We start from the raw sequence: 21,674 nt of genomic DNA on the forward strand, positions 1-21,674 counted from the left end.
AGAGACTGCGCTGGGCTTAATCTATTGCTAATTCTCTAAGTTTAGAATTTTTATTTATCTCTTAAACCTAATCCCAAACCCGCCAACACCTAGCAACAACACAAACCCCCATACAAACATATTGCCGTATTGGCTGTACACGCTGTCGCCTTGTATTAACTTAACGTCGGCTTTCATGGTGGTGGCTTCAAACTGTGGCATGCTTTGTTGCGTGTGGCTTATTGGGTCGTATACGCCGCTTACGCCGTTGTTAGTAACACGTATTAGTGGCCGCTGTAGCTCTAGAGCGCGCATGCGAGCTATTTGCATATGCTGGTGGGGGCCAATTGAGTCGCCAAACCAAGCATCGTTACTTACGGTAAAGAGTAAATCTGAGCTGTGCTGATAATTACCACGCACTAGGTCGGCAAATACTATTTCGTAGCATATAGCGGGTAGTATATTAAAGCCGTTAGCACGTAGGTTGTTTTGTACTTTGTCGCCACGGGTAAACGACGACATAGGTAAATCAAACAACGGTGCAATAGGGCGCAGTAAATCTTCAAATGGTACAAATTCGCCAATAGGGAGTAATTGGTGTTTTTGATAGCGGTTTTTATCTAGGTAGCGGTAGTGGCCGTGTTCATCATCTTTATTTTTATTACCTACTACTATAAGGGTATTAAAAATAGTTTTAGTGTCGAGTTGGTAGTCAACAACACCGGTAATTAGCGCGGTTTTATTAAATGAAGCGGCGCTGTCTAAGCCTGCTAGGTATGAGTCGGCAAGCGCTTCTATTTCGGGTACTGCGGCTTCGGGCCATACTATTAAGTCGGCGTCCCAGTGTGTGCGGGTTAGGTCTTGGTATTTACTCATGGTGGTCCAAAACTGGCTGGGATCAAAGCGCAGATTTTGTTTTATATTACCTTGTACAAGTAATGTCGACATGCTTTTGCCAGAGTACTGTGCTGTACCTGTGGTGTATGCACCAGCAAAAAGTAGTGCTAAAGCACTGCTGGTTATGGCCAGTGTTTTAAAATCTTTTTGGCTTAGGCGATACAATGCAAAACCAATGGCAATACATACTAAGGTTAAACCAAATTCGCCAATATAAGGGGCAAGCAGTCTAAGTGGGCTGTCGGTTTGCGTATAACCAAAACTTAACCATGGAAAGCCTGTTAGTAAGTGTGCGCGTAAGTATTCGCTTATGGCAAAACTTACAATTAATAATGCGCCATAACTTTTAGGGCCGCTGGCAAAGCGAGTTGTTGCCCAAAAGGCAAGTGCAGGAAATAACGCTAAGTATGAACACAATAAGGCCATAAGCGCTAAAGAAGCGATTAATGGCATGCCGCCAAAAGTGGCTATAGATACATGTACCCAGCTAATACCAGCACCAAACCAACCTAAACCAAATATAAAGCCATATTTAGCGGCTGTTTTTGCGTGTTTTTTACCGGTGTTTTTTGGATTAATACAAAAAATGATGGCAGCAAGGCTAAAAAATGCAATGGGCCAAATTTCAAAGGGGGCATAGGCAAAAGTTAAAATAAGGCCCGCAATTAATGCGAGCCATGCTTTTTTATCTTTTGCTAATAAGGTGAACTTAGTTAGCAGAATCTTCACTGTAGTTATCATCAACCTTAGGAACGGTGACTTGCAGTTGCAAAATACGACGATTGTCAGAGTTGGTTACTTTAAATTGGTAACCTTCTATATCAATGGTTTCGCCACGGCTTGGCATGTGGCCAAAGGCATGTAATACAGTGCCACCAATAGTATCGGCGTCATCTGTGCTGTAACCTGTTTTAAAATGCTCGTTAAAGTCATCAACAGGGGTTAGCGCTTGTACTACGTAAACATGCTTAGCAAGTTGGCGAATATCTTGTTGCTCTTCTTCTTCGTCGTGTTCGTCTTCTATTTCGCCCACGATTATTTCAAGAATATCTTCAATAGTGACTAAGCCCGATACACCGCCGTATTCATCAATAACAATAGCCATATGGTAGCGTTGCTGACGAAATTCGTTAAGCAGGGTATCGACACGTTTACTTTCGGGTACTACCATTGCTGGGCGTAAATAATCGCGCAGTGAGGGCAGTAAGTCGTCTTTGTTTAAGATTAGGGGTAATAAATCTTTAGCGAGTAAAATCCCTTCTACATGGTCTTTGTCCTCACACACCACCGGAAAGCGTGAGTGCGTAGAGTGAACCATCATAGGTATGAGCTCTTCAAGCGGGCTGTCGATCTCAAGGGTGATCATTTGTGAGCGCGGCACCATAATGTCTCGCACTTTAAGCTTAGACACGCCAAGCACACCTTCAATCATCTCTTTGGTTTCTGGATCGATTACATCCCGCTCTTGCGCATCGGCAATTACTTCAACCAGCTCTTCTCTGTTCTGGGGTTCCCCTTGAAACTTTTGGGCTATTCGGCCCAGCCAGCTTTTTCCAGAAGAACCCTGGCTAGAATGCGAGTTACCGTCGCTCATTATATCTGATTACTCCGTTTATTTAGATTTCGTCCCGATATGGGTCTGCTATGTTTAGCTCAGCAAGTAATTGCTTTTCTATACTTTCCATCTCAAAAGCATCTTCACTCTTTATATGGTCAAATCCAAGCAAATGCAAGCATCCATGAATAACCATATGAGCAAAGTGGTCATGAAATGACTTTTCTTGCTCAATTGCTTCAGCCAATACAATAGCTGGGCAAATAACTAAATCACCTACTAAAGGAATATCTATTCCCGGTGGTGCTTCAAACTCAAACGACAGTACATTGGTAGGCTTGTTTTTACCACGGTAGTCGTTGTTGAGTTGTTGCGACTGCGCTTCGTCACTAATTACAATAGTGAGTTCAGATTCGTCGCGGTATTGGCTAAGGGCTTTGTCGGCCCAAAGCGCAAATTGTGCCTCGCTTGGTAAGTTGTCAAACTCACAGGCTATTTGTAAATCAAGTTCAGTGTTCACGGTATTACTCTTTAGTAGCAGGCGGTTGTTGAGCGGCAAGTTGCTCTCGGGCTTTTTGCTTTTCTAGGCGCATAAGTCGCTCGCTTTCATCGTTGCGCTCGTAGGCTTCAACAATACGCGCAACCACAGGGTGGCGAACTATGTCTTGGGCTTTAAAGTGGTTAAAGCTTATTTCGTCTACGCCATCGAGTACTTCCATTGCATGGCGTAAGCCTGAGCGCACACCACGTGGTAAATCTACTTGCGTTATGTCGCCAGTAATAACCGCTTTTGAGTTAAACCCAATACGGGTTAAAAACATTTTCATTTGCTCTGCGGTGGTATTTTGGCTTTCATCTAAAATAATAAAGGCATCATTAAGCGTACGCCCACGCATATAAGCAAGTGGGGCAATTTCAATAACGTTTTTTTCGATTAGTTTTTCTACTTTTTCAAAGCCAAGCATTTCAAATAGCGCATCGTAAAGCGGGCGCAAGTATGGGTCGACCTTTTGGCTTAAATCGCCCGGTAAAAAACCGAGCTTTTCACCTGCTTCTACCGCTGGGCGGGTAAGCAATATACGGCGAATTTCTTGGCGCTCTAGGGCATCAACTGCAGTTGCCACAGCTAAGTATGTTTTGCCTGTACCAGCAGGGCCAATGCCAAAGGTAATATCGTGATGCAAAATATTAGAAACGTATATACCTTGGTTTTCGTTACGCGGCTTTATAACACCACGGCGCGTTTTAATCACCATTTCTTTGGTGTAAGTGCTGGTTGTGGCGTCTTGTTCAAGGGCGTTTGATTCGGTAATGGCTAAGTGCACGTTGTCAGGTTCTATTTCGCCAATTTCGCCGCGCACAGGTTGAGTATCAATATAAAGGTTTTTTAAAATTTCTACAGCGCTGGCGCTACTGTAAGTTTTGCCTGTGACTTTAAAAAAGTTATCGCGGTGGATAATTTCAACACCGAGTCGGCGTTCAATTTGTTTGATGTTTTCGTCAAACGGGCCACATAAAGAAGAAAGGCGTTTGTTATCGGCAGGTTCTAAATAAATCTCTAATGTTTTTAACTGATTACTCAAAATTACTTCCTATAGCATGGCGCCAGTGTTAACTGGCGCTAAAATTTCCACTAAGGGACGAAAGTAGCAACGCCAATTTCGTTTATAGTGTCAGGTTTAGGCTCAAGGCTTGCAGCTTTGGTTAAAATAGCTGAAGGAGCGATTTCACGACGTAAGTTCATTTCTGATTCTGTACGAATTAAGTCACCACGTAAAGAATTTGGTAGTGCCTCGGTAATACGTACGTCAACAAACTGACCGATCACTGTATGTGGGCCAACAAAGTTAACTACACGGTTGTTTTCGGTACGGCCACGTAATTCCATTGGGTTCTTTTTAGAAGGACCTTCAACGAGTATACGCTGCTCTGTATCGAACATTTGACGGCTAATTTGTTGCGCCATTTGTGTAATACGATTTTGCAGTAAGTATAAACGCTCTTTTTTCTCTTGCTCGGTTACGTCATCTGGCAAGTCGGCCGCTGGTGTACCTGGGCGTGCACTGTAAATAAAGCTAAAGCTCATATCAAAACCAACGTCGCTAATTAGCTTCATGGTTGCTTCAAAGTCATCTTGGGTTTCACCCGGAAAACCAATAATAAAATCTGATGACATGCTTAAGTTAGGACGAATTTTGCGTAACTTACGAATTGTCGACTTATATTCAATTGCCGTATGGCCGCGTTTCATTAGGTTTAAAATACGGTCTGAACCACTTTGTACTGGTAGATGTAAATGATCTACAAGCTCTGGTACATCGGCGTATACGTCAACTATATCTTGGGTAAACTCTACTGGATGCGATGTGGTGTAACGAATACGGTCAATACCATCAATGGCAGCAATAAGACGAATTAAATCCGAAAAATAACAAATTTCGCCATCGTGTGTGTCGCCGCGGTACGCGTTTACGTTTTGGCCAAGTAGGTTTACTTCACGTACGTTTTGCTCAGCAAGCTGGGCAATTTCTAATAGTACGTCATCTACTGGGCGGCTAACTTCTTCGCCGCGAGTGTATGGTACAACACAAAAAGTACAGTACTTAGAGCAGCCTTCCATAATAGATACAAACGCAGATGGGCCATCGGCTTTTGGCTCTGGTAAACGGTCAAATTTTTCAATCTCTGGGAATGAAATATCAACAACCGATGAGCCTTTATCGCCTTGCACTTGTTTAATCATTTCTGGTAAACGGTGCAGCGTTTGCGGGCCAAAAATAACGTCTACAAATGGCGCACGCTGGCGAATAGAGTCACCTTCTTGTGAGGCAACACAACCACCTACGCCAATAATTAAGTCTGGCTTGTCGTCTTTTAACAACTTCCAACGACCTAACTGGTGGAACACTTTTTCTTGTGCTTTTTCACGAATTGAACAGGTGTTAAGTAAAATTACGTCGGCATCTGTTGCATCATCAGTTAGCTGGTAGCCATTGGTGGCATCTAAAAGTTCAGCCATTTTCTGAGAGTCATATTCGTTCATCTGACAACCCCAGGTTTTAATATGCAGCTTTTTGCTCATTGAAATATTGCCTCGTGTTCAATTCGATAGTGGCACAAAAATGTGCTAGAAACAGGATTAAGTGAAATGCATTACTGCGCTATACCCACTTAAAGGACGCGTATTTTAGCTGGATACACACGTAAATCCAAGTATAGTTTTCATGTTTGTGATTTCAAATCAATGCAGCTTTAGTTTTATCCACAGTTGAGCGTATCCTTTGGCACATAACAAGCTAATTACGATACAATTAAAATAGTTTTAAGAAATTAAAAAGATGAGAACATGACAAAAAATAAAGTAATTGTTGTGGGTGCTGGCATGGTGGGTGCTGCTATGGCAATTAAACTTGCTCAGCAAGGTAAAGCAGTGCGCATAATAGAAAAAAAACTAATAAATCCACAGCAAGTTTTAAGCAGTGATCAGGTTGATATTCGCGTATCGGCAATAAATCGTTTTTCAGAAAAGCTACTAGACGAATTGGGCGCAATGCCACTTTTAAAACAAAGCAGGTTAGCACCGTATCAACAATTAGAAGCATTTGAGCGCGGTGGCGATAATTTATTATTTGATTGCGCCGATATAAACACCACGCATTTAGGCCACTTAATTGAAAATAACCTAATTCAAGCCAGTTTATGGCAGCAATTTGAGCAATACAACATTGAAGTTATTGAGCAAGCAGCGCCTATTACGAGTATTGAGCAAACCTCAGATGCAATTACGCTAGTGTATGGTGAGCAAACGTATACCGCTGATTTAGTTATTGCAGCCGATGGCGGGCAATCGCAATTACGCGCTAAAGCCAACATAGGTATAACCGGTTGGCAGTATCAGCAGCACTGCATGGGCGTACTTATAAAACTTGATGCGCCGCAACAAGTAAAAACGTGGCAGCAATTTACTCCCACCGGCCCTTTGGCCTTTTTACCTATGCAGGCTCCTTACGCTAATTTAATTTGGTATGACGATGCCAATACATTGCAAAGCTTTAAAGGTTTAAACCCGCTGCAACTTAAAACACATATTGTTAAAAAATTTCCTGAGCTTGCCGGTGATTTTACCGTGTTAAAGCACGCGGTGTTTCCACTGGCTCGCCAGCACGCAAACAAATATTCGCAAGGGCGACTAGTGCTTGTAGGTGACGCTGCACATACTATTAACCCATTAGCCGGGCAGGGCGTAAATTTAGGCTTTCAAGACGTTGTAGCGCTTGCACAGGTGCTATTAAGTGCTGATGACATAGGTTGCCCATTAAAATTAAATGAGTATGAAAAATCGCGCCGCAAAGCAAACTTATTAATGATGAGTATGATGGATGCCTGCTACTTTGGCTTTTCTAATCAAATTGCGCCATTAAAATGGGCGCGTAGCCAATTTTTAAAAATAGCTAACAATACCGGACCGGTAAAAAACTGGGTTTTAAAATACGCTATTAGCGGCGAGTTAAATTAATACTAATTGCTATAACATTTGCGAACTATTGAAAAGGCTCATTTATGGGTCTTTTTTTATGTTTGTTTATTGAGTAAAAGTGCGGCGGCAGAGGGGGTGTTAATAAAATACAGCCACTAAAACACGGCTATTTAAATACAGTTATTAAAATAAGATTTTATAGATAGATTAAAAATACAGAAGTTTAAAATAAATAGATTTAAAATGAGTAGTTATGAGTAGTTATGAGTAGTTATGAGTAATACAAAAAGGAAGAGTAATTTAAGTAGGAAGTATAAACAAATTGGCTGGGATACCAGGATTTGAACCTGGGAATGCCAGGATCAAAACCTGGTGCCTTACCGCTTGGCGATATCCCAACAAAAACAATTGATAGTTTTAATTCTTATCAAGAATGGTGCGGAAGGAGAGACTTGAACTCTCACATCCTAAGATACTGGAACCTAAATCCAGCGCGTCTACCAATTCCGCCACTCCCGCATCACTAATTTGCTAATTTAAACTCTAAGCTAGAGCTATTCTTTAAACAACTTTCCTTGGTAGAAGAAGTTGGCTGGGATACCAGGATTTGAACCTGGGAATGCCAGGATCAAAACCTGGTGCCTTACCGCTTGGCGATATCCCAACAAAGAATAGTTGATAGTTTTATTTCTTATCAAGAAATGGTGCGGAAAGAGAGACTTGAACTCTCACAACCGAAGTTACTGGAACCTAAATCCAGCGCGTCTACCAATTCCGCCACTCCCGCATCGTTTGTGTAATAAAACACAGTTTGCAATTTTAAGCTCTTAGCTGAGCTATTCTTTAAACAACTTTCCTTGGTAGAAGAAGTTGGCTGGGATACCAGGATTTGAACCTGGGAATGCCAGGATCAAAACCTGGTGCCTTACCGCTTGGCGATATCCCAACAAAGAATAGTTGATAGTTTTATTTCTTATCAAGAAATGGTGCGGAAAGAGAGACTTGAACTCTCACAACCGAAGTTACTGGAACCTAAATCCAGCGCGTCTACCAATTCCGCCACTCCCGCATTACTTTGTGTTATTAAACACTAGGTAGTTATTTTAAACTCTTCATTGAGCTGCAATTTAACTCTTGCAGAGCCATTTCTAAAAGAAGAAATGGTGGCTAAGACGGGATTTGAACCTGTGACCCCATCATTATGAGTGATGTGCTCTAACCAGCTGAGCTACTTAGCCATTGTTGGCTGGGATACCAGGATTTGAACCTGGGAATGCCAGGATCAAAACCTGGTGCCTTACCGCTTGGCGATATCCCAACAAAAACAATTGATAGTTTTAATTCTTATCAAGAATGGTGCGGAAGGAGAGACTTGAACTCTCACATCCTAAGATACTGGAACCTAAATCCAGCGCGTCTACCAATTCCGCCACTCCCGCATTACTTTGTGTAATTAAACACTAGGTAGTTATTTTAAACTCTTCATTGAGTAACAAAAAAATAATGGTGGCTAAGACGGGATTTGAACCTGTGACCCCATCATTATGAGTGATGTGCTCTAACCAGCTGAGCTACTTAGCCATATTTTTTCGTTAGCACTTCATCGCTGAGTGCGGGGCGTATTATGCTGATATGACCCAAATTCGTCAACACCTTTTTTGCAAAAAAACACTTAACTTGGTTTGTTTGCAGGAAAAGTAAGCTAAGCGGCTAAAATTTAGCATAAATGCTGTTTTTTTAGCTGCATTAAAAACACTAAACTTAAACTTATTCGCAGTTCTTCAATTTTGCTAAACAAATACAGACGTTAAAAAACCACAGCAGGTATTAAAGAAATAAAAAAGGCTCGTAAAAACGAGCCTTTAAAATCATCACCACACTAAATTTGGGTAATGTATATTTATACGTTGAACAAGAAGTTCATTACATCGCCGTCTTTTACAATGTACTCTTTACCTTCTTGGCGCATTTTACCTGCTTCTTTTGCGCCGCTCTCACCCTTAAAGGCAATAAAGTCGTCAAAAGCAATCGTTTGTGCGCGAATAAAGCCACGCTCAAAGTCGGTATGAATTTTACCTGCTGCTTGTGGCGCAGTTGCACCTACAGGAATAGTCCATGCGCGTACTTCTTTTACGCCTGCTGTAAAGTAGGTTTGTAATTGCAGTAATTCATAGCCACCACGAATAACAAGGTTAAGGCCTGGCTCTTCTAAACCAAGATCAGCCATAAACTCAAGCTTGTCTTCTTCATCTAGCTCAGAAAGCTCAGATTCAATAGCAGCACATACAGGAACAACAATCGCATCTTCTGCTGCGGCAATAGCGCGTACAACATCAAGGTATGGGTTGTTTTCAAAACCATCTTCAGCAACGTTAGCAATATACATTGTTGGTTTGATAGTTAAAAAGTTAATAGAGCTGATAGCTGCTTTTTCTTCTTTAGTTAACTCTAAAGAACGTAATGTTAAGCCTTCATCAAGGTGTACTTTTACTTTTTCAAGTACTGCATTTTGCTCTTTTGCGTCTTTATCGCCACCTTTAGCTTTTTTAGCATTACGGAACGATGCTTTTTCAGCGCTGTCCATATCGGCAAGCACTAATTCAGTGTTTATAACGTCAATATCATCAGCAGGGTCAATAGTGCCAGCTACGTGAATAATATTATCATCATTAAAACAGCGAACTACGTGGCCAATGGCGTCAGTTTCACGAATATTAGCTAAAAACTGGTTACCAAGACCTTCACCTTTAGATGCGCCTTTTACTAAACCGGCAATATCTACAAACTCCATACTTGTTGTAAGAATGCGCTGTGGGTTTACAATTTTAGCAAGTGCGTCTAGGCGAGGATCAGGCACTGGTACCACACCTGTATTAGGCTCAATGGTACAAAAAGGAAAGTTAGCGGCTTCAATACCCGCTTTTGTTAATGCATTAAAAAGTGTCGATTTACCCACATTAGGCAAGCCAACAATGCCACATTTAAAACCCATAGTAAGATACCTTGTTTAGATTCGTTTAAACGGCGAACTTGTACCCAAGTTACTAGGGTTTAAACGAATGTAGTCTGTTTTGTGCTTTTAACACACCATCTTTTGCAAGTATTTCCATGCAGCGTACCGCTTCATCAATGGCAGCATCCATTTTTTCTTGGTCTGCTTTGGCCGCTTTTCCTAGCACCCAACCAGTTACCATTTCACGATGCCCCGGATGACCTACACCAATGCGCAAGCGCATAAAGTCTTTTTGATTTGCCATTTTTGCAATAATGTCTTTTAAGCCATTATGACCGCCGTGTCCGCCGCCTTTCTTTAATTTGGCAACGCCAGGTTCTAAGTCTAATTCATCGTGGGCAACTAAAATGCTTTCCACAGGAATTTTGAAAAAATTAGCTAAACTACCGACCGCTTTACCACTTAAGTTCATATAAGTAGTGGGGATCAATAATTTGAATTCTTGATCTTGAATAATCACTTTACCTGTAAGGCCGTGATATTTAGGATCGTGTTTTAGAGTGCAGTTATAGCGTGCAGCGAGTTGCTCAATGAACCAAGCACCTGCATTGTGGCGTGTGTTTGCGTATTCGGGGCCTGGATTAGCCAGGCCCACAAGCATTTGAATAGAATTCAAGGTGTTAAGCCTTAAATATTATTCTGCAGCGTCTTCAGCTTCATCTTCAGTTGGAGCTGATTTGTTAGCTTTAACAATTAGGATAGACTGATCGTGACCAGGACCTTTTGCTAAATCTATTGATGAAACGCCAGCTGGTAATGCAACATCAGAAATATGTAGAGAATCGCCTGCAACTAATTTTGAAACATCTACTGTTACGAAATCAGGGATTGCTTTAGGGAAACAAGAAATTTCGATTTCAGTTAACTGACGAACAACAGTTGTACCAAGTTTTTCTACAACGTCTTCACCAACAAAGTGGATTGGAACAATAGTATGTAGCTTTTGGTTTGCATCGATACGTTGGAAATCAAGGTGTGTAACTTTAGGCTTGAAAGGATGACGTTGAATATCTTTTAGGATAGTTTCAACAGACTCGCCGCCAATGTTAAGTGTAAGAATTTGCGTGTAAAAACCTTCGCTTTCTTGAGCTTTAATCACATCTTTATGTTCTAAAGTGATTGAAGTAGCTTCTTTGTTTGCGCCGTAAACGATAGCAGGCACTTTGTTTTCGCGACGTAGGCGGCGGCTCGCACCAGTACCAGTTTGCTCGCGAAGTTCTGCGTTATATACATAAGTTTTGTTTGACATAATAGTTTCCAATAATTAAAAGTATAGGGCCTTTGCGACCAAGGTCCCTAGCCAAAAGGCGCGCTATCATAACATCGCCCCCCAGCAAAATATATAACAGTTACGAAAAAAGCGCCAAAAGGCGCTTTTTTAAATTAAAGTTACTTAGCTTCGCTAAAGTAGATCTTTAATTAATGCTCAAACATTGCTGAGATAGACTCTTCGTTACTAATACGACGAATAGTTTCTGCAAGCATGTCGGCAAGTGTAAGTACTTTAACAATATTAAGTGCTTTAAGTTCTGCAGACAGTGGAATAGAGTCAGTTACAATAACTTCGTCAATCACTGAATTGCGCAAGTTTTCAGCCGCTTTTCCCGAAAGAATAGGGTGAGTAGCATATGCAAATACGCGCTTAGCACCGTGCTCTTTAAGTGCTTCAGCTGCTTTACATAATGTACCGCCGGTATCAATCATATCATCAACGATAATACAATCACGACCTTCAACATCACCAATAATATGCATCACTTGAGAAACGTTTGCCTGTGGGCGACGTTTATCAATAATAGCTAAATCGGTATCGTTTAGTAGTTTTGCAATAGCACGCGCACGTACAACGCCACCAATATCTGGAGATACAACAACAACGTCGTCAAAATGACGTGCTTTCATATCTTCAAGTAAAACAGGGCTACCAAATACGTTATCTACAGGTACATCAAAGAAGCCTTGGATTTGCTCAGCGTGTAAATCAACCGTAAGAACGCGGTCAACACCTACACTAGATAAGAAATCGGCAACGACTTTAGCGGTAATGGGTACACGGGCAGAACGTACACGACGATCTTGACGAGCATAACCAAAATAAGGAATAACGGCAGTAATACGACCGGCAGATGCACGACGTAGAGCATCAACCATAACGATAAGTTCCATAAGGTTATCGTTTGTAGGGGCACAGGTTGATTGTAAGATGAAAACATCCGATCCACGAACATTCTCATTAATTTGAACACTGATCTCACCGTCGCTAAAACGGCCAACAACAGCATCGCCTAATTCAATATATAAACGTTTTGCAACTTTTTGAGCTAACTCAGGTGTTGCGTTACCAGCGAAGAGCTTCATGTCAGGCACGGTAGGGTTCCTCAGGCACTGAATTTTTGGACTAACAGGCAATAATTAAACCACTGCGTGTTAACTTATGACTACTTGTACGTTACTTCAATCAAATATGGCGGCTAACTCCGTATGAGCGGGAGAAGTATTAACGCTTGATGCGATAAACCCCTGCCAAGTATGGGGGAGATTAGCAAGTACATCTTGTGCTTGAACTTGCGTAGCAAATTCTACAAAACAACATGAACCTGTTCCGGTCATCTTTGATGGAGCGTATTTTAGCAACCACTGCAGGGTTTTTTCAACCTCGGGACACAGCTTTTTCACTAAAGATTCGCAATCGTTAGTTAAAATATGCTGTTGCCAGTCTCCTGAAATTTTTGGCGTGTCGCGTTTTAGTTCAGGATGAGTAAATATTTTAGCAGTACTTACATGTTGATTAGGGAAGACCACACAATACCACTTTTGCTCAAGCATTACTTGTTCTAATTGCTCACCAATCCCATGCGCTATGGCGCTTTTACCATGTATGAATACGGGTACATCGGCACCTAGTTGTAAGCCTAAATGAGCTAATTCATCTAAACTGAGGGCTGTTTTCCACAACTTATTTAAGGCTAATAATGTGCTGGCAGCGTCTGATGATCCACCGCCAACACCGCCGCCCATTGGCAAACGTTTAATTAAATTTATTTTCACGCCTTGCTTTATTTTGCACTGTGTTTGCAATAATAAAGCCGCTTTATAGATAAGGTTGTCGGTTGTGGCTATGCCATTTGTGTCGCCGGTAACAATAATTGCAGGTAAATCGCTTAACTCAAAACTAAGTTCGTCGCCATAATTTAAAAACGTAAACAGGGTTTCTAGTTCATGGTAACCGTCATCTCGGCGGCTATTAATATGTAAAAAAAGATTGAGCTTTGCCGGCGCAATAAGTGAAAATGAAGTGATATTATTCATGGTTAATTAAACTGCCAATCGTAGAGTTGAATTTTAATTTTAATTTTTTGATGGGTTAAGGTCAGTCTGCTGGGAAGCCAGTAGCCGCTTTTTTGCACAAAGCTAGCGTACTCAATTTGCCATTTTTTACCTGTACTATCAAACCATAATACGCTTTTAGCGCGGCCTAATTGATCAACCTTTAAAGTTTGGTCATCAATGGTGCCTTTTAACCAACTGTCGGCGTTATTTACCGGTAAAGCAAAACCGGTTAAACGTTTTAGTAATGCCGTTGCATTGGTGTCAAAATACTGCTCGCCATCATAGTTTAGTTCTGCCGTATTTGCAGTTTGTTTGAGTGACAATATACGTGTACCAATAAAAGTGGTGAGCACTAAATTATTGTTATTTTGGCTCTGTTGCCAGTTTAAGTTTGCAGATTGGCGCTCATCGGGGCTAATAAAAGCAAGTTTACCTTCTACTTGCCAAATACTTTGCTCAGCAAGATGTGTTTTCCAGTTTTCGTAAGTGGTTGTTTCTAAGTTTCTTTTTTGAGCGCAGCCGGCTAAGAACAAGAAAAACATCGCTAAAATAAAATATTGTCGAATCAAATGTTGCTCCTTACTTTCCATATTCCTGAGATTTTTGATAAAATTGCGGCCTTTAAAGTAGGGCTCATCAATATTTGGCAAATATGACCATAATCGCACTTGGTATTAATCACAAAACCGCTCCCGTAGAATTACGTGAAAAAGTGGCTTTTTCCCCTGAGCAAATTTCAGAGGCGCTACAGCAATTAAGTGGCCACGCCCATTTTAATGAGGCAGTGATTGTTTCCACCTGTAATCGAACTGAAGTGTATTGTAGCCTTGCACAGCAAAATTCCCAAACACTGTTGCAGTGGTTATCTAGTTTCCATGGTTTGGATGAACATGAACTGAGTAAAAACATTTACTGCCATGAAGGTAGTGATGCTATAAATCACTTAATGCGCGTAGCCTGTGGCCTAGATTCACTCGTACTGGGCGAGCCGCAAATTTTGGGGCAAATAAAGCAAGCGTATAACAGTGCTAAAACTCATAATGCTGTGGGCGTGACGTTTGATAGATTATTTCAAAAAACGTTTTCAGTTGCTAAGCAAGTACGTACTGAAACCAACATTGGTGCCAGTGCAGTGTCGGTTGCTTATGCGGCGGTTAATTTAGCTAAACATATTTATGGCAAGCTCGATAAAACCAATGTACTTCTCATTGGTGCCGGTGAAACAATTGAGCTAGTAGCCAAACATTTGTACCAAAATGAGCCGCAAAACATTACGGTTGCGAACAGAACCCTTGAGCGTGCACGTAGTTTAGCGGATCAAGTATCGGGTGATGTAATTGCACTTGCTCAGCTACCTGAGCGTTTACATAAAGCCGATATTGTTATTAGTTCTACCGCCAGCACACTGCCTATTATTGGTAAGGGTGTGGTGGAGCAAGCACTTAAACAGCGTCGTTATAAGCCTATGTTGTTTATTGATATTGCGGTTCCTCGCGATATTGAAAGCCAAGTGGGTGAACTTGACGATGCTTATTTATATTCTGTTGATGACTTACAAACCATTGTTAGCGAGAATATGAGTGCCCGAGAAGAAGCCGCTGAGCAGGCTGAAGTTATTATTACCGAGCGCACTAAAGAGTTTTTAATGTGGATACGCTCACTCGATTCGGTGGATTTAATTCGCCACTATCGAAACGATGTACAAACAATAAAGTCCGAACTTGTAGAGCGAGCAGTGAGTCAGCTCAATACAGGTAAAGATGCCGAAAAAGTTATTTTAGAGCTGGCCAATAAGTTAACCAATCGCTTAATGCACGCGCCTACCCGTGCTATTCAAGATGCAGCGAAAAAAGGTGAAGTGGCTCAGTTAAACCAATTGAAAAAAATGTTAGGTATTGATCAGGAATAGCAGTTAATGAAAGAATCCGTTTATCATAAGTTAGAAATCTTAGTTGAGCGTTATGAAGAAGTACAAGCGCTACTAAGCGACCCATCGGTCATTCGTGATCAAAACCGCTTTCGTGCACTTTCTAAAGAATACTCAGATTTAGAAGAGGTAGTAAAAACGTTTTTAAGCTACCAACAAGCGCAACAAGATGTAATAAGCGCAGAAGAAATGCTGAAAGATTCAGACCCAGATATACGTGAAATGGCGCAAGAAGAATACAAAGAAGCTAAAGCACAAATACTGACCATAGAAGATGAAATTCAAGTATTAATGCTGCCAAAAGATCCTAAAGACAATAATAACGTGTATTTAGAAGTGCGAGCGGGCACTGGTGGCGACGAAGCGGCTATATTTGCCGGCGACTTATTTAGAATGTACAGCCGTTATGCCGAAACTAAAAAATGGAAAGTAGATGTGGTGACCACCAACGAAGGTGAGCACGGCGGCTATAAAGAAATAATTGCTAATATTAGTGGTGAAGGCGTTTTTGGTCAGCTGAAATTTGAATCTGGCGTGCATCGTGTACAACGTGTACCAGAAACCGAATCGCAAGGTCGAGTTCATACCTCTGCGTGTACGGTTGCGGTAATGGCTGAAGTACCAGAAGCTGAGGCAATTGAAATTAATTCGGCCGATCTTAAAGTTGATACGTTTCGTGCATCAGGCGCGGGTGGTCAGCACGTAAATAAAACCGATTCTGCTATTCGTATTACCCATATACCTACCGGTGTGGTTGTAGAGTGTCAGGATCAGCGCTCGCAACATAAAAACCGTGCTAAAGCTATGTCGGTACTTGCAGCGCGTTTGCAACAAGCTGAAGACGAAAAGCGCGATGCAGCAGAAGCCTCTGAGCGTCGTAACTTAGTAGGTAGTGGCGATCGCTCTGAGCGTATTCGTACTTATAACTATCCACAAGGTCGTATTACCGATCACCGTATTAACTTAACCCTATATCGCTTAAACGAAGTGGTAGCCGGTGATTTAAGCTGTATTGTAGAGCCATTAATGCAAGAGCATCAGGCCGACTTACTAGCGGCCATGGGCGACGAGTAATAATAGTGACCCAAACCCTAGAACAAGCAATTGCTGCAGGCGCTAATTTATTAGCACCTAGCAGCGAAAGCGCTAAATTAGACGCGCAAGTTTTACTACTGCATATATTGCAAAAACCTCACAGTTATCTTTTTACTTGGCCAGAAAGCACGCTTAGTACAGAGCAACAGCAGCAATTTGATACATTTTGCCAAAGGCGTTTAAATGGCGAGCCAGTTGCACATATTACAGGGCAACGTGAATTTTGGAGTTTATCGCTAGAGGTTAATGCCACCACTTTAATACCGCGTCCAGATACCGAAACATTAGTAGAGCAAGCGCTTGAAATGGCGGTGCCAAGTAATGCAAAGGTGCTCGATTTAGGCACAGGGACTGGCGCAATCGCGTTAGCACTGGGGAGCGAAATGCCCACTTGGCAAATTACCGCAGTAGATAGAGTAGCTGATGCTGTTGCACTTGCTACACGTAACCAGCAGCGATTAGCCATTAATAATGTGCAAGTAAAGCAAAGTAATTGGTTTAGCGCGCTTAATGGCGAAAAGTTTCATTTAATTGTATCTAATCCGCCGTATATAGAAACAACCGATATACACCTCAAGCAAGGTGATGTGCGCTTTGAACCGCTCTCAGCACTTGTTGCAGATGATGATGGACTGGCTGATATAAAACAAATAATTACCCAATCACGTGACTATCTTCACGCTAAAGGTTATCTTTTGATCGAACATGGTTTTGAGCAAAGTGGTGCGGTTAGCCAATTTTTTGCACAAATGGGGTTTATAAATATTAAAACAGTGAAAGACTTAGGCAATAACGATCGCGTTACACTTGCACAGTGCTCTTAAACTAAATTACAGCAGTGTAATATTTGCACTGCTTATTCGTTTTTAAAAATAAAAACATTTAACTAAACAGAAGTATTAAAACTATGGATTATTTAGCAGTTAAACATTCACACATGGCTATTGCGATGTTGAGTGTAATTTTATTTTATGTACGCTCATTTTCACGCATGGGTAGTGGTAAGTTGGCAAAAAATAAACTGGTGTTTATTGGCAGCCACGGCATAGACACTTTGTTACTTGTTTCAGCATTAATGCTAATGGGGATCGCTAAAATTAATCCGTTTGAGCAATATTGGTTACTAGAAAAGATAGTGCTAGTGGTTATTTATATTGCCGTTGGTATTGTTAGCTCAAAACAAACAAAAACAGCACCAAAAGTAGCATATACCATTTTTAACACTTTGGTTATTTTAGCTATCGGTTATTTAGCAACCGCTAAGTCGGCACTGCTTTTATAAGTAATAATTAGCCCAATTGAGCTTTGTATAATTGTGTACAAAGCTCAACTATTTCTAAACATAAGTTCACATTCAAGCCCCTCTACATTGGTATCTAGCTTAAAAAGTAGGTAAACTACGCCTTCGTTTTCTAAAATGTTGTAGTATGAATGACCACCCTCGGGTTTGATGAACACGATGACTCTTATTTTGATGAAGCTTATGATGATTTTTTGCCACCGGCGATTTATCGTTGTATTCAAGCCGAATCTAAATGGGACCCTCAGATTGACTTAACGCCTAGCTATGAAATTTTAACTTCCTTTGAACAGGAAATAGATGCTTTGTGCCTGCAAACATCTGACGAACATGTGCGTTTAGATAAGCTACTAGATCGTTTTTATAGTGAATGGCTATTTAGTGCTTCTAGCTTAAAGGTGCCAGAGTACAAGTTAAATTGCATAAGCTATACATTAACTATGCGCAGTGGTTCACCAACAACACTTGCTATTTTACTCAGCCATTTTTTACAACATGCCAAACTAGACGCTTGTGTAAGTATTACCCAAGGTGATATTGGTATACATGTAGCTATGAGTGATGAAGAAGGCTATACCATTGAGCCAAGCAGCGGCCAACAAAGCTGGTATATCATTCCTGAAAACGTTGATGAAGATAATGCCCAAGAGCAAGAGCCACTTGAGCTTATTTTTGACGACGAAGTATATAAATTATTTTTAGCCCAGCAAAAGTGGTCGTTTATTAGCGAAAATAAATTTGGTCATGCGTTAAACTGCGTCGAAATGCTGATGGATATAATTGGTGACGACCCTTATGAGCGACGCGACAGAGGGTATTTACTCAATCAATTAGGTTGCCCTAAAATGGCACGTGACGATTTACAGTTTTTTGTAGATGAATGCCCAGACGATCCTGCAATAGATATTATTCAACACCAAATAGAAGAACTAGAAGACAATAATAATAAAACTCACCATTAAAAATAGGAATAACTATGGTTGAAGCCCAAACTGCATTAATTACTAACGATGCTGTGGTACTTGGTTTACTGGCAATTATTTTAGGGTTTGTGTTTAAAACCTCTAACAGCCAGCACCCAGGTTTTAAAGCATTTTATAAATATGTACCCGCTTTACTGTTATGTTACTTTTTGCCCTCATTACTTAATACCTTTGGTATTGTTGATGGTAATAAATCAAACGTATATTACGTAGCCTCACGCTATTTACTACCAGCGTGTTTAATACTGCTGACTATAAGTATTGATTTAAAAGCCATTATAAACTTAGGCCCCAAAGCACTCATTATGTTTTTAACCGGTACTACTGGTATTGTTATTGGTGGCCCTTTAGCTATTTTAATTATGAGCGCAGTGTACCCAGAAGCAATTGGCGGACATGGCCCCGATGCCGTATGGCGGGGTATGACCACAGTAGCAGGTAGCTGGATTGGTGGCGGTGCTAATCAAGCATCAATGAAAGAAATGTTTGAAGTTGGCGGTGATATATTTTCGGCCATGGTGACGGTAGATGTCATTGTTGCTAACTTATGGATGGCCGTTTTATTATTAATGGCAGCTAATCATAAAGCCATTGATGCAAGAACAGGTGCCGATACCAGCGCCATTGAAGATCTTAAAAACCGGGTTGAAAAGTATCATGCTGAGCATGCGCGCATGCCAACGCTTAACGATTATATGATGATTATTGCCATTGCCTTTGGTATTACCGGCTTGGCACATTTTTGTGCTGACTTTTTAGGCCCTTACTTTGGTGCTAATTTCCCATGGGCACAAGAGTACAGCTTAAACAGTAAGTTTTTTTGGTTAATCGTGATTTCAACCACTATTGGTATTAGTTTATCGTTTACTAAAGTACGCCATATAGAATCGTTTGGCGCGTCGAAAGTTGCTTCTACATTTTTGTATATTTTGGTTGCATCAATCGGCTTACACATGAATATAACGGCGATTTTTGAAACACCAATGTATTTTGTAATTGGCATTATATGGATGCTTACCCATGCGAGCTTAATGTTAATTGTAGCTAAACTAATTAAAGCACCGTTATTTTATATGGCGGTAGGCTCACAAGCCAACGTAGGCGGCGCGGCATCTGCACCCGTTGTTGCCGCTGCATTTCACCCGTCGCTTGCTCCTGTAGGTGTATTATTAGCGGTACTTGGCTATGGCGTAGGTACTTATATGGCTTATATTTGTGGATTAATGATGCAAGCAGTTGCACCATAAGGAATAAAAATGAACAACCAAATTATTAAAATTAATGACATAGAACTTGCAAACAACAAACCGTTTGTATTGTTTGGCGGTATTAATGTATTAGAGTCTCGTGATTTAGCCATGCGTGTTGCAGAGCATTACGTAGAAGTAACCACTAAATTAAATATCCCTTATGTATTTAAAGCGTCGTTTGATAAAGCTAATCGCTCATCAATCAACTCTTACCGCGGCCCGGGTTTAGACGAGGGTTTAAAAATATTTGAAGAAATTAAAAAAACATTTAATATTCCGTTAATTACCGACGTACACGAACCACATCAAGCAGCACCTGTTGCTGAAGTAGTTGACGTTATTCAGTTACCGGCATTTTTAGCCCGCCAAACAGATTTGGTTGTTGCTATGGCAAAAACCGGCGCAATTATAAACGTAAAAAAACCACAGTTTTTAGCCCCACACGAAATGCGCCATATTATTACTAAATTTAACGAAGCAGGTAATAACAACGTGGCACTGTGTGAGCGTGGTTCAAGCTTTGGATATAATAACTTAGTGGTTGATATGCTCGGCATGGACGACATGAAAGTAATGGCACCTGTTATTTTTGATGCTACCCATGCACTACAACGCCCAGGTGGCCGTGCAGATTCGGCTGATGGTCGTCGCGCCCAAGCAGCAGAGCTTGCTCGCAGTGGTATGGCACTTGGTATTGCGGGCTTATTTATAGAAGCACACCCCAATCCAAATGAAGCAAAATGCGATGGCCCATGTGCACTAGCATTGAGTAAATTAGAAGGCTACTTAACACAAATGAAAGCCGTAGATGATTTAATTAAAAGCTTTGCACCGCTTGATACCAGTGCCAGCGATTTATAATTTATAACCTATATATTAGGTAATATTTAAAAAGCGACTAAGGTCGCTTTTTTTACACCTTAAATATATAATTCCATGCATAAGAAAAACTAATTCAAAGCGTGGTTATCATGTCAAGACGGGTCCCTCCATTAAACGCGCTTAAAGCCTTTGAAGCAGCAGCACGTCATTTAAGTTTTACCAAAGCTGCAGAAGAGCTATATGTAACGCAAGCCGCTGTAAGTCATCAAATAAAAACATTAGAAGAACATTTGGGCTTAAAGCTATTTATACGCAGAAACCGCTCGCTATTATTAACCGAAGAAGGCCAGGGTTACTTTCTCGATATAAAAGAAATATTTACCCAACTAATAGACGCCACCGAAAAATTACTAGCACGAGGTGCAAAAGGCTCTTTAACGGTAAGCTTAACGCCAAGCTTTGCGATTCAGTGGTTAGTACCCAGATTAAGTTTATTTAATGAGTTACACCCAGAAATAGACGTGCGAATAAAAGCGCAAGATCTAGACGAAAACTCTTTAACCGACGATGTCGACGTTGCTATTTATTATGGCCGGGGGCATTGGAGTGGGGTGCAAACTTTTAAGTTACATACCGAGTATTTAGTGCCGCTGTGTAGCCCGCTATTATTAAATGGCATTAAGCCACTTAATCAACCCAGTGATTTAGCGCACCATACTTTATTGCACGACACCACGCGTAAAAATTGGAAAACATGGATGAAAACCGCCGGTGTACGTAATGTACAAGTTAACCAAGGGCCTATTTTTAGTCACTCATCTATGGTGTTACAAGCCGCAGTGCATGGTCAAGGTGTGGCTATAGGCAATAGTGTACTCGCTAAGCCCGATATTGACGCCGGACGATTAGTGATCCCGTTTAATCATAGTTTAGAGAGTAAAAACGCTTATTATTTAGTGCTGCGCGAGTCGCAAACTGAAATGGGTAAAATAGTGTCATTTAAAGAATGGATGCTGAGCTTAGTAGAGCAAGAACAAGAGTATTAA

General features: G+C 41.0%; 20 protein-coding genes and 10 tRNA genes. 9 read left to right on the top strand and 21 right to left on the bottom strand.

Going from position 1 to position 21,674, the window contains the following annotated elements; genetic code table 11:
- Positions 1-54 precede the first annotated feature (54 nt).
- Genes lnt through miaB form a run of 5 tightly spaced genes read right to left on the bottom strand, consistent with a single transcriptional unit; the run spans position 55 to position 5,513 of the window.
- Entirely contained in the window at positions 55-1,605 is a 1,551-nt protein-coding gene (gene lnt, locus CIK86_RS03675; RefSeq protein ID WP_176359666.1) for an apolipoprotein N-acyltransferase, read from the bottom strand.
- The gene (corC, locus tag CIK86_RS03680; RefSeq protein WP_011327732.1) at positions 1,586-2,470 is read right to left on the bottom strand and encodes a CNNM family magnesium/cobalt transport protein CorC; all 885 of its coding nucleotides are present in this window, start codon (positions 2,468-2,470) and stop codon (positions 1,586-1,588) included. The genes lnt and corC overlap by 20 nt, the downstream gene beginning before the upstream one ends.
- A gap of 22 nt (positions 2,471-2,492) precedes the next feature.
- A complete protein-coding gene (ybeY, locus tag CIK86_RS03685; protein WP_011327733.1) occupies positions 2,493-2,951 on the bottom strand; it encodes an rRNA maturation RNase YbeY in 459 nt (152 codons plus the stop codon).
- A 4-nt stretch (positions 2,952-2,955) separates the two neighbouring features.
- On the bottom strand, positions 2,956-4,014 hold the full coding sequence (locus CIK86_RS03690; RefSeq protein ID WP_011327734.1) for a PhoH family protein: 1,059 nt from the start codon (positions 4,012-4,014) through the stop codon (positions 2,956-2,958).
- Positions 4,015-4,064: 50 nt separating this feature from the next.
- Positions 4,065-5,513, bottom strand: a complete 1,449-nt coding sequence (gene miaB, locus CIK86_RS03695; RefSeq protein ID WP_086994706.1) for a tRNA (N6-isopentenyl adenosine(37)-C2)-methylthiotransferase MiaB — start codon at positions 5,511-5,513, stop codon at positions 4,065-4,067.
- Positions 5,514-5,777: 264 nt separating this feature from the next.
- Between miaB and CIK86_RS03700 the strand changes: the two genes are divergently transcribed.
- Positions 5,778-6,947 (top strand): FAD-dependent monooxygenase, encoded by a 1,170-nt coding sequence (locus tag CIK86_RS03700; protein WP_011327736.1) that lies wholly within the window; start codon positions 5,778-5,780, stop codon positions 6,945-6,947.
- A gap of 284 nt (positions 6,948-7,231) precedes the next feature.
- Here CIK86_RS03700 and CIK86_RS03705 read toward each other — a convergent pair.
- The 16 genes from CIK86_RS03705 to lolB form a co-directional block, all read right to left on the bottom strand.
- A tRNA-Gln gene (locus CIK86_RS03705) sits at positions 7,232-7,306 on the bottom strand.
- 36 nt (positions 7,307-7,342) lie between these two features.
- A tRNA-Leu gene (locus CIK86_RS03710) sits at positions 7,343-7,427 on the bottom strand.
- Between the two features lie 70 nt (positions 7,428-7,497).
- Positions 7,498-7,572 (bottom strand) — tRNA-Gln (locus CIK86_RS03715).
- 38 nt (positions 7,573-7,610) lie between these two features.
- Positions 7,611-7,695 (bottom strand) — tRNA-Leu (locus CIK86_RS03720).
- Positions 7,696-7,779: 84 nt separating this feature from the next.
- Positions 7,780-7,854, bottom strand: a tRNA-Gln gene (locus tag CIK86_RS03725).
- A 38-nt stretch (positions 7,855-7,892) separates the two neighbouring features.
- Positions 7,893-7,977, bottom strand: a tRNA-Leu gene (locus CIK86_RS03730).
- Positions 7,978-8,069: 92 nt separating this feature from the next.
- Positions 8,070-8,146: transfer RNA gene (locus CIK86_RS03735), tRNA-Met, on the bottom strand.
- Between the two features lie 5 nt (positions 8,147-8,151).
- Positions 8,152-8,226, bottom strand: a tRNA-Gln gene (locus CIK86_RS03740).
- Between the two features lie 36 nt (positions 8,227-8,262).
- Positions 8,263-8,347, bottom strand: a tRNA-Leu gene (locus CIK86_RS03745).
- A gap of 65 nt (positions 8,348-8,412) precedes the next feature.
- Positions 8,413-8,489 (bottom strand) — tRNA-Met (locus tag CIK86_RS03750).
- A 319-nt stretch (positions 8,490-8,808) separates the two neighbouring features.
- Entirely contained in the window at positions 8,809-9,900 is a 1,092-nt protein-coding gene (gene ychF, locus CIK86_RS03755; protein ID WP_011327737.1) for a redox-regulated ATPase YchF, read from the bottom strand.
- 52 nt (positions 9,901-9,952) lie between these two features.
- Complete coding sequence (pth, locus tag CIK86_RS03760) at positions 9,953-10,537, bottom strand: aminoacyl-tRNA hydrolase (protein ID WP_011327738.1); 585 nt, start codon at positions 10,535-10,537, stop codon at positions 9,953-9,955.
- Between the two features lie 18 nt (positions 10,538-10,555).
- Positions 10,556-11,170: a 50S ribosomal protein L25/general stress protein Ctc gene (locus CIK86_RS03765; protein ID WP_086997948.1), complete on the bottom strand. Its 615-nt coding sequence runs from the start codon at positions 11,168-11,170 to the stop codon at positions 10,556-10,558.
- A 170-nt stretch (positions 11,171-11,340) separates the two neighbouring features.
- Positions 11,341-12,288 carry a ribose-phosphate pyrophosphokinase gene (locus CIK86_RS03770; protein ID WP_011327740.1) on the bottom strand — a complete coding sequence of 316 codons (948 nt, stop codon included), beginning with the start codon at positions 12,286-12,288 and terminating at the stop codon, positions 11,341-11,343.
- 87 nt (positions 12,289-12,375) lie between these two features.
- A complete protein-coding gene (gene ispE / locus CIK86_RS03775; RefSeq protein WP_086997951.1) occupies positions 12,376-13,230 on the bottom strand; it encodes a 4-(cytidine 5'-diphospho)-2-C-methyl-D-erythritol kinase in 855 nt (284 codons plus the stop codon).
- Between the two features lie 2 nt (positions 13,231-13,232).
- Positions 13,233-13,820, bottom strand: a complete 588-nt coding sequence (gene lolB, locus CIK86_RS03780) for a lipoprotein insertase outer membrane protein LolB (protein ID WP_086998003.1) — start codon at positions 13,818-13,820, stop codon at positions 13,233-13,235.
- Between the two features lie 83 nt (positions 13,821-13,903).
- Between lolB and hemA the strand changes: the two genes are divergently transcribed.
- The 8 genes from hemA (at position 13,904) to CIK86_RS03820 (ending at position 21,674) form a co-directional block, all read left to right on the top strand.
- Complete coding sequence (hemA, locus tag CIK86_RS03785) at positions 13,904-15,160, top strand: glutamyl-tRNA reductase (protein ID WP_041454381.1); 1,257 nt, start codon at positions 13,904-13,906, stop codon at positions 15,158-15,160.
- 6 nt (positions 15,161-15,166) lie between these two features.
- Positions 15,167-16,252, top strand: coding sequence for a peptide chain release factor 1 (gene prfA / locus CIK86_RS03790; protein ID WP_011327744.1), 1,086 nt, complete (start codon positions 15,167-15,169; stop codon positions 16,250-16,252).
- A gap of 5 nt (positions 16,253-16,257) precedes the next feature.
- The gene (gene prmC, locus CIK86_RS03795) at positions 16,258-17,097 is read left to right on the top strand and encodes a peptide chain release factor N(5)-glutamine methyltransferase (RefSeq protein WP_086997954.1); all 840 of its coding nucleotides are present in this window, start codon (positions 16,258-16,260) and stop codon (positions 17,095-17,097) included.
- 83 nt (positions 17,098-17,180) lie between these two features.
- Positions 17,181-17,555: a SirB2 family protein gene (locus CIK86_RS03800; protein ID WP_011327746.1), complete on the top strand. Its 375-nt coding sequence runs from the start codon at positions 17,181-17,183 to the stop codon at positions 17,553-17,555.
- Positions 17,556-17,704: 149 nt separating this feature from the next.
- Positions 17,705-18,535, top strand: a complete 831-nt coding sequence (locus CIK86_RS03805) for a tetratricopeptide repeat protein (RefSeq protein WP_086997957.1) — start codon at positions 17,705-17,707, stop codon at positions 18,533-18,535.
- Between the two features lie 14 nt (positions 18,536-18,549).
- Positions 18,550-19,803: a DUF819 family protein gene (locus CIK86_RS03810; RefSeq protein ID WP_011327748.1), complete on the top strand. Its 1,254-nt coding sequence runs from the start codon at positions 18,550-18,552 to the stop codon at positions 19,801-19,803.
- Between the two features lie 9 nt (positions 19,804-19,812).
- Positions 19,813-20,667, top strand: coding sequence for a 3-deoxy-8-phosphooctulonate synthase (kdsA, locus tag CIK86_RS03815; protein ID WP_011327749.1), 855 nt, complete (start codon positions 19,813-19,815; stop codon positions 20,665-20,667).
- 110 nt (positions 20,668-20,777) lie between these two features.
- Positions 20,778-21,674 carry a transcriptional regulator GcvA gene (locus tag CIK86_RS03820; protein WP_011327750.1) on the top strand — a complete coding sequence of 299 codons (897 nt, stop codon included), beginning with the start codon at positions 20,778-20,780 and terminating at the stop codon, positions 21,672-21,674.

The organism is Pseudoalteromonas sp. JB197 (genome assembly GCF_002332205.1).
Taxonomy (GTDB): Bacteria; Pseudomonadota; Gammaproteobacteria; order Enterobacterales; family Alteromonadaceae; genus Pseudoalteromonas; species Pseudoalteromonas nigrifaciens.